The sequence below is a fragment of the Candidatus Methylomicrobium oryzae genome (assembly GCF_016745425.1).
GTDB classification, from domain to species: domain Bacteria; phylum Pseudomonadota; class Gammaproteobacteria; order Methylococcales; family Methylomonadaceae; genus Methylomicrobium; species Methylomicrobium oryzae.
Map to the genome: position 1 here is coordinate 21,261 of NZ_JAERVK010000009.1, position 12,434 is coordinate 33,694.

A 12,434-nucleotide genomic window follows, 5' to 3' on the forward strand; every position below is an offset into this window, starting at 1 on the left:
ACTTATGAATAAACCGCAGGCTTCCACGGCAAACGAATCAACAAGCGGCACCGTCCAAAGTGCCGCGTTCGACGAAATCGTACCCGGCGTGACAGCCGAAACGGTGCCGCTTGCAAAGGCGCCTCCGGAGAAACGGCAGCGCGTCAGGCAGTTATTGAACGAAATCGAGGTCGGCAATACGAATTCGATCCTTTTCTTCGGCAGCAAGGCGCAGGAACAGCTGACGACGATTTCCGACCGGATGCTGGACGGCGTCAGGAACAAGGACATCGGACCGGCCGGCGAGGATCTGAACGAAATGGTCGCGACGCTGCGCGGTTTCGAGGTCGACAATCTGGACCCGAACAAGAAACAGGGGATTTTCGACAAGCTGCTGGGCCGGGCTAAACCGGTTGTCAAATTCCTGCAGCAATACGAAGAAGTGCGCAAGCAGATCGACATGATCACCGACAGGCTGGAGCGGCACAAAACCGCCTTGCTAACCGACATCGTTTCGCTGGACAAACTTTATCAGGCTAACCTGGACTATTTTCATACCCTGGAGGATTACATCATCGCCGGCGAAGAAAAACTGCGCCAACTGGACGAGAGCGTGATTCCCGAACAGGTCAAGAAAGCCGAAAGCAGCGAACAAGTGATCGCCGCGCAAGCCCTGCGCGACCTGCGCGCGGCCCGCGACGATCTGGAGCGGCGCGTGCATGACCTGCGCCTGACCCGGCAGGTCGCGATGCAAAGTCTGCCGGGCATCCGCCTGGTGCAGGAAAACGACAAGGGCTTGGTCAATAAGATCAATTCGACGATCGTGAATACGGTACCGCTCTGGCGCCAGCAACTGGCGACCGCGGTGACCGTTTACCGTTCCGCCGAGGCGGCCGAAACGGTCAAGGCCGCGACCGACCTGACCAACGAGCTGCTGGCCGCGAACGCGGAAAGCCTGAAGCAGGCGAACGCGGAAACCCGCAGGCAGTTGGAACGCGGCGTGTTCGATATCGAAACGGTCAAGAAAGCCAATCAGGCGTTGATCGCGACGATCGAGGAAAGCCTGCAGATCGCGGACCAGGGCAAGAAGATGCGCCGCGAAGCGGTCGCGCAGTTGGAGCAGTGCGAAGCCGACCTGCGCAAGAGCCTGGCGGCAGCGTCTGCAAGAACGGGCGGTTAATTGAAAAACTGGATCTGAGACTAAAGCATTTTCACAGCGCATATAGGAGGATGCATTCAGTGGCCTTCAATACGCGCGAAACCGGGCTAATGAATTCCCCCGCCTCCTGGCTTAATGCCGTTAAGGATGGCGCTGAAAATAATTTACCTTTTTATCGAAAGCGCCGTGCGTAGGGGCGGCTTCCGCCGCGATCTAGGCACCTGTCGCGGCGGAGGCCGCTCCTACAAAGACTCGTATTAGGGAAATTGTTCCTGCAATTCCTAGCGCCATGTTTGAGGTCGCACACCGGAAACCCCATAGAGCGCTAGAGGATTTCTCGCCAGAGCTTGTATTCTTTCCTTTTCAAATTGATTATATAGTATACACATTACGATTTTCGAGCCGTTGCCGATAGGCTGTAACGAAATCAATAGGCGCCGTCGTTGTATTTCGTCCGGATGAAGCAGATCTGGAATCCTAGACTCGGCCGAAAAACTTAATTCGTATATCTGAAGGAAGTGAATGACAAATTGTTACCAACTGAAACAAATTATCCTGATAGACAGCTTTTGGGCCGGCAAAACCGTTTTGCTGAAACTAGACGGCCACACTAATCTCAGCGGCACCAATGGTGCCGGCAAAACCACTTTTTTGCGTTTGATGCAATTGTTCTGGGGCGAGCGGCCCAGCAACATCGTCGGCGGTAGCGGCAGCAAAAAAGGCTTCCTGGATTATTACCTGCCGCGCGCCAGCAGTTATCTGGTCTACGAATATCAACGCCCGCACGGTCAGGTTTGCCACGTGATGGTGCAAAGCGACGGCCGCGCCGCCAAATACAAATTCGTCGACGCCCCTTACCGGCAGGACTATTACATCGCCGAAACCGGCTTTCCGCGCGACGCGCTCAGCATAGAGCGCCTGTACCGGCCGACGGAGGAAGTTTCCCGCTTCCTGGCGGTTGACGACTACTGCAGCGTGATCCAATGCCATCACTTGACCGGCGGCAAGAAAGACCTGCGTCTGATGCAAAACCGTTTCGCGATGGCTGCAACGCCTATCAATCACATCGAAAAAGTCATCGGCTCCGTGATCGAGAAAATCGGCGATTTCGACGCGATCAAGCAAATGCTGATCGACATATCGCGGGGCAAGTTGAGCCAGAGTTTTCTGCAAAACGAAGACGAGCAACAGCCCTTTCAACTGAACAAACAGCACATCGACGCCTGGCTGGCCGATTTGAATGCCGCCAGGGAAATAGAGGCTAAACGCGCCGACTTCGACCGGCTCTTGCAAACCATAGCCGAGCTGAAGCAAACCCTGACGTCCCTGTCGCATTTGCACTTCCTGGCCCGAGCCAAACACAAAATTGCTCAGCAGGAAAGCGAAACCCTGAAAAGCAGCCTAAAACAGCTGACCGAGCAACGCGAGCAACTGCAACAAGCTCATAAAGCACAGTTGGAGCCGAAAGAAGATGCCCTTATCGAAGCCAATGGCCGTCTAAAAGACTTGAACTACCAAATCGAACAGCTGGAAGCAAAAAAACTGGACTTCGAAGAACAAGGCGCCGAAAGTTTTGCCATCAAAGCTGCCAAAGCAGAGCAATACGCAAAACAGCGGCAGGACGTTCAGGCCGAACTGGATGCGCTGGAACTCAAGACGCAGGAAATCCATCGTTTTTACGAAAAGCAGTTAAGCGAGCTGCAGCGCCGACACGAAAAACAATCCCATTTCTACCAACAGCAAGCTGCCGACGCCAAACTGCAGCAAAGCCAAAATCTTAGAGACGCCGACGCCGAATTCCAGCGCCGCAAAGATCAGCTGCAGCAGGTTAAGGAAAGCCGCCTGCAACCTGTCAAAGAGCAGCGCGCGCAATTTTCGACCGTTTCTCAAATCAAGCAAAACGAGCAAAAAAATCCGCCTATTTCGGCCGCATTGAGCGAGCAACAACAGAAAAACGGCAAAGCATTGGAGGCCGCGGTTCAAACGTCCAAACAGACTTATCAAGCCCAAGCCGAGGCGCAAAGCGGCTACCAAAGCCGGCAGAGCCATTACCGGCAAACCGAACAAGAGCTCAAAGACAAGAAAGCCGAATTGAAGCGCACAAAGGACCGTCATAGCGATTGCCAGAAGCGCCTGCGGCCCGAACCCGGCTCGCTGCAATTTTATCTGGAACAGGAAGCCGAAGGCTGGCAGCAAACCATAGGCCGGGTCATCGCGCCGGAACTGCTGGATCATAGCGGCCTTGCTCCGCAATGGAGCGGCCAAGCCGGCCGGGATTTTTACGGCCTCAGCATCAACCTGGATGCGCTCGCCGACCGCAGCTATCTGACCGCCGACAAGGCCAGCCTGGAACAGGAAGAAGCCAAACTGTTCGCGCAGGTCACCAAATTGGGCAAAGAATGCGACGAACTGGAAGCGGCCTTGCAGGCCGCCAACAAATTGCGCGAACAGGCCAAGTCGGCATTCGAAAAAGCTCAACAAGGCGTGCAACACGCCGAAAAGCTGGAGAAAAACCTGCGCAACGAAGCCAGCGCGCTGGCCGATCAGATCAAAGCCGAAACAGCCAAAGCCAAGCAGCAGTTGGAACAGGAAATCAACCGGTTGGCTTCCGACATCAAAGCCTGCGACCAAACCTTGGCCGACATCGAAAACGAGCACCATCAAGCCTTGCAGGAGCTGCAAAACGAACACTTGGCCCGAAAAGGCATCCTCGAATCGGACCTGGGGAATCTGCTGGCGACGATAGACGAGCAAATTCAATCCGATAGCGAGCACTTCAAGCAGGAACAAAGCCGCATCCAGCAGCAATTGAAAAGCCAGCTTAAAGACAGCGGCGCCGACGAACGGGCCGTTCTAACGCTGACGGCCAGAGCCAAGGAAGCCAAGCGCCTGGAAAACGAAGCCAGGAGTTTTCAGCGCAAGGCCGAAGAATATCAAGACTGGCTGCAAAAACGCTGGCAACAACACCCGGAACTTTGCCGGCAACGCGACAACTGCCAACGCCAGATTCAACAATTAAACGATGAAATCAGTCAATTAAAGGAAATTTTCCAACGGCAGCGGCGGCAGTTGAATCAAGAAATTGCTGCCCAGGATGAACTGCTGAAGAAAAACCACGGCCTGTTAGCGCAACTGGAACAATGCATGGAGCAATTGCGCAACTCCCCGCCGATTCGCGCTGAGGATTTACCGGAATACGCGGCCGGCACGCTGCCGCACCTGACGCAAGACGGCATCAAGGAACGTAAGCGCCAGGAGCGAGAAATTCAGGGCGGCAAGCACACCTTGATGCAGTTGTTCAACAAACACCAGCGTAGCCAGTTGGCCGAAGCCTGGTCGCAGGCACTGAACGCGGCTGCGACCCGTAGCCAGCTTTTTCAGGCCGAAGCATTGGAAATCGAGCAGCCCCTGATCGATGTTTTGCAAATGGTCGGCCACGTCAAACAGGCCACGGCCCAGCAGATCGAATTGCACGCTTCCGGAGTCAATAATTTTTACCAGCACCTGCATAACTTCGATCGCGCGATCAAACTCACGGGCAGCGAGCTGTCCAAGTACGTCAGCGAGGAACGCTATTTTGCGGCGCTGGGCGAGATTACCGTCAACGTACGCTCCAAGATGAGCGACTTGGAATACTGGCAGGCCTTGAAGAAGTTCAGCGACCATTACGGCCAATACCGCGACAACGCCGAATTGAGCGGTTCGATCGAGATTCCCGAGGCGCTGGTGCAAGCCATGGGCGAACTGACCGCGCTGCTGCCGACCGCCGGCGTCAAGATCAGGCATCTGTCGTTGTTCGATATCGAATTCAGCATTTTCGAAAACGGACAGATCAAGCATGCCCGCAATTCCAGGGAGTTGAAGGATGTCAGCTCCACCGGACTGTCCTATCTGGCCTTGATTACCTTCTTCACCGGCGTTACCTCCATGCTGCGCAAGCAAAACCCGACCGTGGTCTGTTGGCCGATCGACGAGCTGGGCGATCTGGCCCCGGAAAACATCGAAGCGATGATGAACCTTCTGGCCAAACAGAACATTCAAATCCTGTCGGCTACGCCGACCGCCGACCGCCATGTGCTGGGCTTGTTCAAGCGCCGCTATCTGATCAACCAGCAAAAGCTGCACGAAGTCGAACTGCCGCAAAGCAAGCTGGAGCAATTGCTGAATGCACAAAAGGAGGCCGTCTATGTTTAAGCAAGTCGCGGAAAGCTTACTGAGCGGGCATTTCATTTGCCCGACTGCGTTTCCGGACGCCTTCGAGTATTTGTCGCAAGCCGACAATGCCGACAAGATCAATGCGTTCTTGAAGCCGCTGGACCGCGAACTGTTGAACATGGATGGCGAACTCTACTACGCGGCCTACACGGTGGTCGACGACAGCAATCGAACGGCGGTCAGGGAAGCATTCTCCGAGATACGCTCGCAACTGCGCCCCATCGTAGAATGGATGGACATGGTCATGACCGCGTTGGGCCAGGACATGCCGATCAGGGCCCGCGACGAAATCCGTTTGCATCAATTGTTGCAGGCTATCGAACACGAGCCGTCTTTGTCGGAGCAACTGAGCCGGCTAACCCAATTGACGCTGTTCAAGACCAGCAAGACCGGTTTGAACGACCAATTATCCTGGGTGCTGCAAAAACTGGAACAAGCAGGCTTCCTGGTACGGCCCAATCCCCAGGCTTCGGTGTATATCGCTACCGGCAAGATCAATTATCTGCATCAGGTCATCGCTTTCTTGAACGACGCCGAAAATCTGGAACTGGACCAATATGCGGCCGGCGGTGCAGACGGCGACCAGCAGGAACTGTTCTTATGAGTTTCGACCACGAGCAGATTGCCGGACTAATCCGCAAACTGGCCAGCGCCGACCAATTGTTGGCGCAGACCTATATTAACGGCTCCGTGTTCGCCGACGACGACAACCGAGGCGCGATCGACAGCTTGAAAAAATCCGGCCTGTTGCGCACGGCCGATACCAGCGATGAATACCGTTTGACCGGCGATTTAAAGCGCCTGATAGACCGCCTGCTGCTGCGCAACCAGCGTTATCAGCAAAACATCAACATGGCCAAGATGATCCTCAGCGTCGAGGAGGACATCGACGACTACCGCGGTGCGTTGGAACGGAACAACCAGGACGAGGCCCAATATCATCTGGAGCAGATCGACGATACGCTGTACGAAGCGATCGAAGCCCTGGAAAACAGCCTGAGCGTGATGTTCGCGGCAATCACCAGCCAATTCGGCTTCGTCAGTTCGCTGAGCGGCAAGATCCGGCAAAACCAGCGGGCGCTGGCCTATGCGCAACAACTGGTGCAGGAACTGAACCATGTCAGGATCGACGACTGTTACGACTGGCTCAGCAGTTGGAGCGCGATGCCGCCGGAACTGAGCCGCAAAATCATCCGCTTCATTGACCAATATAAAAGCATCGTCGAACGATTGACCGGCATCGTCGGCCGCATGAAGGAATTGCTGTTCAAGTTAAGGCTGCAAGAACAAACCGCCAACCGTTGCCGGGCGATGGCGCAGTTTTTGAGGCAGCATCCGGAATGGGAACCGCTGGATTGGAGCGTGGAAAACAATATCCCAAGACTCTTGCAGCGCGGTCCCGGCCTTACGTTACAGCCCGGCATCAACACGGCCAATCCGATATTGCAGGCCGATCTGGCCTCCATTGTCCACGAACTGCGCCGCCAAGCCAAACCCATTGCGCCTTTAGCACGCGGCAGCGTCTCATCGCCTCTGGACACCGGGACGCCGGAACGGGTCCCCTACGCTCAAGACCTGTACGAAAATTACATCGAAAACCTGTTCGCGCTGGCCCTGGATCAACAAGGCCGTAAAGTCTCCGCATTACATTATTGGAGGGACCAAGGCTTAAAAGTCGAGGCCGGGCTTTGGCTAGACATGATATTCGCTCAATACTGCTGTTTGCCGAGGCACATCCGTCAGATGATTAATTTAGAGATGCAAGGCGAAAATCTGGCTGGCTTTGACGGCAACCAGATCATTGAAGAAATCCAATTGCAACGGGTGGCCTGACGTGGATCGAAAGTTTTACCGGTGGATCAGCCATCTGGTTAGGGACAAACCGGATCAAGCTACCATCCGCCCCTTTACCGTTACCGGTCAGCAAGTACAAACACGTTTTGGCTGCGGCTTTATCCGCAACAACCGTTTGATTTTTAGCGCCGAAGACAAACGCCAACTGCGCCGACGCCTCATGGATGAAATCGGCCTGGATCCGTTTGTAACTGAGCAACTGCCGGAAAGTCGTTTGGAAATGGCCCAATATCATTCCAATGAAAAACTGGCCAACAGGCCTGTAAGCGGCGATCAAGTGTTTTTGAACAGTGCTGACGGTGTAATACGCCTCAACGGTAGAGAAATCCACTTGCACCCGGAAAGCCTCACATCGGCCGCTCTTCTGTGCCTAAGCTCCAGCATTCGGTCGGTCGAACATCGGACCATCGTGATTGTCGAAAATCTATCTATTATGCCGCTATGCCACAGTTGGCAAATACCGTGTATCGATCGCCAAGCGTTATGGCTTTATCGTGGCGATTATAAAACCGGAGCTCAAGCGAAGGCATGTCACGATTTTATTGAGCGTTTCGGCCCGAATAAAACCATCATCGTCTTCAGCGACATGGACCCCAAAGGGCTGGAAATTGCGCTGACAATACCTTTCGCGGAATACTGGCTCGGTCCCAGCCGGAATATGTGGCAACATTTATTGAACAGTAAATACGCGAGTCAAATTGGTTATGACACTCAATCTCAAGCTATTGCTTATTTGCTTGGTTTGCTGGATTCAACCTTATTATCCGCAACGTTTAGGAATCTGATTTCAGTATTGTGCGATACTCGTAGCTCATTTCGGCAAGAACACACGTATAGTCATAGTGTGACTTTGGAATTGATCCCAATTAGAGCTAAGTAATTATGGCGCGAACAAAGGCTATGATATCGACGCCATTGTGGCCCAAGCCGAAGCAAATCAGATAACGGTCGTCATTTCGCCGCGTCGAAATCGCAAGCCATACCACGACTCTGATCGAGACCGGTATAAACTTCGGCATTGGGTAGAAAATGCGTTCTTACACCTCAAACGCTGGCATGGTATCGTAACCCCTTATGCCAAAAATACCGCTTCACTCTTGGAGGGAGTGCAAATCCGCTGCATTGCGCTTTGGGCTGTTATTTTATGACGGCACTGTCTAAGGCGTCATCACCACCTTAACGCAATCCTCTTGCTTTTCCTGAAAGATCTTGTAGCCGTGCGCGACTTCCGACAGCGGCAGGCGATGGGTGATGATGTCGTCGAGCCTGACCTTGCCCTGTTCGACGTACTGCAGCAGTTCGTCGATATATTTATGGACCGGCGCCTGGCCGCCTTTCAGCACGATGGCTTTATCGAAGAATTGCCCGACCGGGAAGTTGTCGTAATAGGTCGGATAAACACCCAGCACCGATACGATGCCGCCGCGTCGAACCGCGCTCATGCAGGCTTCCAGCACTTTCGTCGAGCCCACTTCGAGGTTGATCGCGGCTTTGGCTTTTTCGAGCACCGAGCGTCCGGGCTCGAACCCGACTGCATCGACGCATACATCCGCACCGCGCCCTTCGGTCAGGGTTCGGATCTGTTCGACGACATCCTTGGCATCGTCTTCCCAAAGGACAGTTTCACACCCGGATGCGGCTTTGGCTTTCTCCAATCGATAAGGCAGAATATCCACGACGATCACTTTACCGGCGCCGCGCAGCCCCGCGCATTTCGCGGCCATGATCCCGACCGGCCCCGCGCCGAAAATCGCCACGCTTTCGCCGCCTTTGACCTCGCCCCAATCGATGCCGGTGTAGCCGGTCGGGAAAATATCGGTCAGGAACAGGACCTGTTCGTCGGTCAGATTTTCAGGAACCCGGCGCGGGCCGAAGTCGGCATAGGGTACGCGCACGTATTCCGCCTGTCCTCCGTTGTAGCCGCCGTACAAATCGGTATAGCCGAACAGTGCGCCGCCTTTTTCGCTCAGTAAGCCGCCTTCCGGGCCGTAGTGTTCGGGATTGGAATTCACGCAATGGCCGGGCAATTGGTGATGGCAGAAGAAGCAGGTTCCGCAGGCGATCGGAAAAGGCACGACGACGCGGTCGCCCTGTTTGAACCGGGTCACGGCCGGGCCGGTTTCTTCCACGATTCCCATGAATTCGTGGCCCATTACCATCGGGCGCACTTGCGGGATTCCGCCGGAATACATATGCAGGTCGGAGCCGCAGATGGCCGTGGCGGTAACTTTTAGAATCATATCCCTGTCGTCGTGAATCGCCGGATCGGGGACGGTATCGTACGAAATATTTTTCGGGCCGTGTATTTGGGCTGCTTTCATAATGACTACCTCCGACGGGAAAATAGGGGATTGCTCGCCCTAAGGGCGCGGCATTTTCTTGCGTGTTTACCTGCCCCCCCTGTCCAAGGCCGGGCGGGTATTTTTCTGTTTGGGGCATGCCCTCTTATTTCCGGTTGAGGCCGCTGCCGCCGGGTATGGCGTCTCGCATCATGTTGTCGCCGCCCGGACTGACGGTATCTTTATTGATGTTTTCCGTATCGGGCGCGGAGCCTTTGTTCATTTTTTCCGTGTCGAAAGTGGTATCCCTGCGCACGGGCTCGTCGGTGGAACTGGTGCCTTTATTCATGTGGGGACTGGTTCCTCTTCGGCTTTCAGTGTCGTGAGAGTCTTTCCGACTGCCGGCTTGTTCCTGGATCTTTCCTGTTTCCATGGAAGGGGTTTCTATTCTTCGCTCTTCCGCATGCGCAGGCGGGCCGGTATAAATCAGGCTGGCGCCGGTAATCAACGTTAAGCAGAACGGTTTTGCGGTGAATTTGATCGTCTTGGACCGGATGGTATTCACGGGCTGTAGGTTTGCAGTATTCGACGGTTGCTCTATAGCTTTCATAATGGCGTTCTCTAGGGAAAATATTGCGAGTGATTGAAGTTTTGTTGTCGCCCGAATATATCATTGCCGGAATTAGTCCCGGCCCAGGCCTGCCAGGTTTTAAAAACCTGGCAGGTCTACCACCTATACCGGGAAGTTAATATCGGCCAGATCCTAAGGGCCCGACCGTCGGGCGGGATTTCTGAACAGGCTCCGGGAAATACCACGGGGCCTTATTTGTAAAGATTAACTATCCGTCTTGCAGGAGTCGGTACGTTCCCGCATATTGCCCTCGAAGTGACGAAACGAGGTTTTCGGTAATGCGGTATCGGAAACCCTTGTCCCATCCATGGTCAAGTGGCCTCTACTGGAATCTTGACTGCTTCATAACCCGGAGGTAGAGCCTATGGGGGGCGTTGATATGGAACGATCAGTGTTTGGTTGCAGCGGGTCTGTTTGCGCTCAAGCATGGCAACGATTTTGCCGGATTACCAAAATCGGCGTGGAAGGAGAACCCTACGGTTTAAGGGGCGAAATGCGCGTGCCAGAGGCCTCCTTGGAGAAGGCTTACGAAAAGCTTTACAACACATTGAAATACCTTGGTTTATTTATCTGACGGATTTGCCTGGCGCTGATTCCATCGCCAGGGTTATCGCGACACGGCTTAAACCCAGTGAGCTATCGACTTGTGCTCATTCCCTCCAACTCTGGTTCGATGGGCAAAGCGGGCTAAACCGATACTTCTCTCGGAATACAAGATCGGCCGTCGACAAAGCGAAAAATAGAAGCAAAGACGACGGGTTTGGCGATGGACGTGCAATGAGTGTCGGCATGGCGCGATTGAAAAATTCATGGATGGAATAGTCGAGGTTCATCGTGAAAGGAATCGTCAGAAGCGGGGCATGCGCTTTTGGACGATTCTTAGTTTTATAGTGCTCATCAGATCCCTCTCTAAAGTATTTTCATCTTGCGTAGGAGCGAACTCATTCGCTTTTCACGCGCGTGACCGGATGAATGTATTCGCTTTAAGCCGGAGCCCCTCATGCCGGTAAGGATTCCCTGACCATGACTGCCGGAAGGCGGTCTTGCCGCGGCCACCAGCCGTGATCAATTTATTATATCGACCTTGAATCTTCCAGACGCTCTTCCATCAGATCAGCCACGATTTCATGCCGAACCCCTGCCGAGTTATTGCCGATTGAGGCCGTTGCTACCCGGTATCGCGTCTCGTATCATGTTGTCGCTGCCGGGGCTGACCGTGTCCTTACGGATGTTTTCGGTATTGGGGACCGGATCGGGATTCATTTTTTCCGTACCGAGCGTGGTGCCAGGGCGCGGCGGTTCGTTGCGTTGCGTTACGTTTTTGTCCATATGAGGGCTGGTTCCGCTCCAGCGGCCTGGCGCATCGCTTTTTTTCTTTTCTTCATTGTTTCGTACGATTCGCAGGTTCGTCGGAGGGGCGAGGAGACCTTCAGTGTCTTGACGCGCTCCGGGCGGCATGGGATGGCTGCCTGTCCCAGGCCCTTCTTGGGCATGCGATGGATTGCCCGGAAATATCAGGACGGCGCCGAAAATCATCGATAACCAGAACCGGGATACGACAGGCATAACGCCATCGCCGCCTTTTCTGAAATGTGCGGATGCCATATCCGGCCGTGTCTGGTTAGTTTGCATGACGGGGTCCTCTCTTGGAGCTGATGGGTGAAGATCAATACGATTTAAAAACGGTATGCAAATACGTACCTGGTTGCCCGGTTTGCATTTGTTTTCCTGCAGGGGCAGGCGATCGACAAAAACCGGACATCGGATACGCCGTCAATATTCGCGCTTAACAGCCTCGTTTTCCGGAATACGGAACGGACGGACTACCAGTCGAAACTTGCCAGGCGAAATTTGCGGGAACAGATTGATATAAGGTTAATAGGAGAAGCGGGATCAGGTCGGTGCGTTGCCGCATATTGGCCGCGGAACTTTAGTGGAATGATTGTTTGAAAAAGCATTGCCTGCTTTTGATGTCCGGGAGGCCTGGATCCGAGGGCAGAGAGACGTTTGGGGAAGGGGAAGGGCGTTTGTCCCGCTAAAGCACGACAGGCACGCCCTTCAATCAACGGCATAAACCGTTAGGTCGCATTCGGCCTCAGCCACCGCAAGAAGTGCTGCAGACGCTCTTTTGCGCTCAGGTCGAGGTTATCGACTCTCCCCCGCCACAGGTACAGCGGATTGATCAGCCTGAGGTAAATCCAAATGACCGGCATCAGGAGCAGCGCCGGGACCACATTCAAGACGATGGGTTTGACCGCCCCGATGGTCAGGTGCGGCGGCTTCACGGATGCGAACATCCGTGTTAAATGTCGGGACC

Annotated in this window: 9 protein-coding genes and 1 pseudogene; 6 read left to right on the forward strand and 4 right to left on the reverse strand. The window is 54.2% G+C overall.

Annotation, left to right across the window (positions count from 1 at the left end; translation table 11 throughout):
* Window positions 1-4: 4 nt before the first annotated feature.
* The 6 genes and pseudogenes from JJL52_RS11235 to JJL52_RS11260 form a co-directional block, all read left to right on the forward strand.
* Window positions 5-1,159 carry a toxic anion resistance protein gene (locus tag JJL52_RS11235; protein WP_202052514.1) on the forward strand — a complete coding sequence of 385 codons (1,155 nt, stop codon included), beginning with the start codon at window positions 5-7 and terminating at the stop codon, window positions 1,157-1,159.
* A 501-nt stretch (window positions 1,160-1,660) separates the two neighbouring features.
* On the forward strand, window positions 1,661-5,332 hold the full coding sequence (locus JJL52_RS11240) for an ATP-binding protein (RefSeq protein WP_202052515.1): 3,672 nt from the start codon (window positions 1,661-1,663) through the stop codon (window positions 5,330-5,332).
* Window positions 5,325-5,957, forward strand: coding sequence for a condensin complex protein MksE (locus JJL52_RS11245; RefSeq protein ID WP_202052516.1), 633 nt, complete (start codon window positions 5,325-5,327; stop codon window positions 5,955-5,957). Before JJL52_RS11240 ends, JJL52_RS11245 begins: the two co-directional genes overlap by 8 nt.
* A complete protein-coding gene (locus JJL52_RS11250; protein ID WP_202052517.1) occupies window positions 5,954-7,186 on the forward strand; it encodes a hypothetical protein in 1,233 nt (410 codons plus the stop codon). The genes JJL52_RS11245 and JJL52_RS11250 overlap by 4 nt, the downstream gene beginning before the upstream one ends.
* Window position 7,187: 1 nt before the next feature.
* Window positions 7,188-8,087 (forward strand): DUF7281 domain-containing protein, encoded by a 900-nt coding sequence (locus tag JJL52_RS11255; protein WP_202052518.1) that lies wholly within the window; start codon window positions 7,188-7,190, stop codon window positions 8,085-8,087.
* A 7-nt stretch (window positions 8,088-8,094) separates the two neighbouring features.
* Window positions 8,095-8,355, forward strand: a pseudogene (locus tag JJL52_RS11260) (IS5/IS1182 family transposase); the annotation flags it as partial.
* Between the two features lie 9 nt (window positions 8,356-8,364).
* Here the strand turns inward: JJL52_RS11260 and JJL52_RS11265 are convergent.
* From JJL52_RS11265 to JJL52_RS11280, 4 genes are all read right to left on the reverse strand, one after another.
* The gene (locus tag JJL52_RS11265) at window positions 8,365-9,528 is read right to left on the reverse strand and encodes a zinc-dependent alcohol dehydrogenase (RefSeq protein WP_202052519.1); all 1,164 of its coding nucleotides are present in this window, start codon (window positions 9,526-9,528) and stop codon (window positions 8,365-8,367) included.
* Window positions 9,529-9,652: 124 nt separating this feature from the next.
* Window positions 9,653-10,096 carry a hypothetical protein gene (locus tag JJL52_RS11270; protein ID WP_202052520.1) on the reverse strand — a complete coding sequence of 148 codons (444 nt, stop codon included), beginning with the start codon at window positions 10,094-10,096 and terminating at the stop codon, window positions 9,653-9,655.
* Between the two features lie 1,167 nt (window positions 10,097-11,263).
* Entirely contained in the window at window positions 11,264-11,749 is a 486-nt protein-coding gene (locus JJL52_RS11275; protein ID WP_202052521.1) for a hypothetical protein, read from the reverse strand.
* Between the two features lie 446 nt (window positions 11,750-12,195).
* Window positions 12,196-12,414 carry a hypothetical protein gene (locus JJL52_RS11280; protein ID WP_202052522.1) on the reverse strand — a complete coding sequence of 73 codons (219 nt, stop codon included), beginning with the start codon at window positions 12,412-12,414 and terminating at the stop codon, window positions 12,196-12,198.
* Window positions 12,415-12,434: the final 20 nt, after the last annotated feature.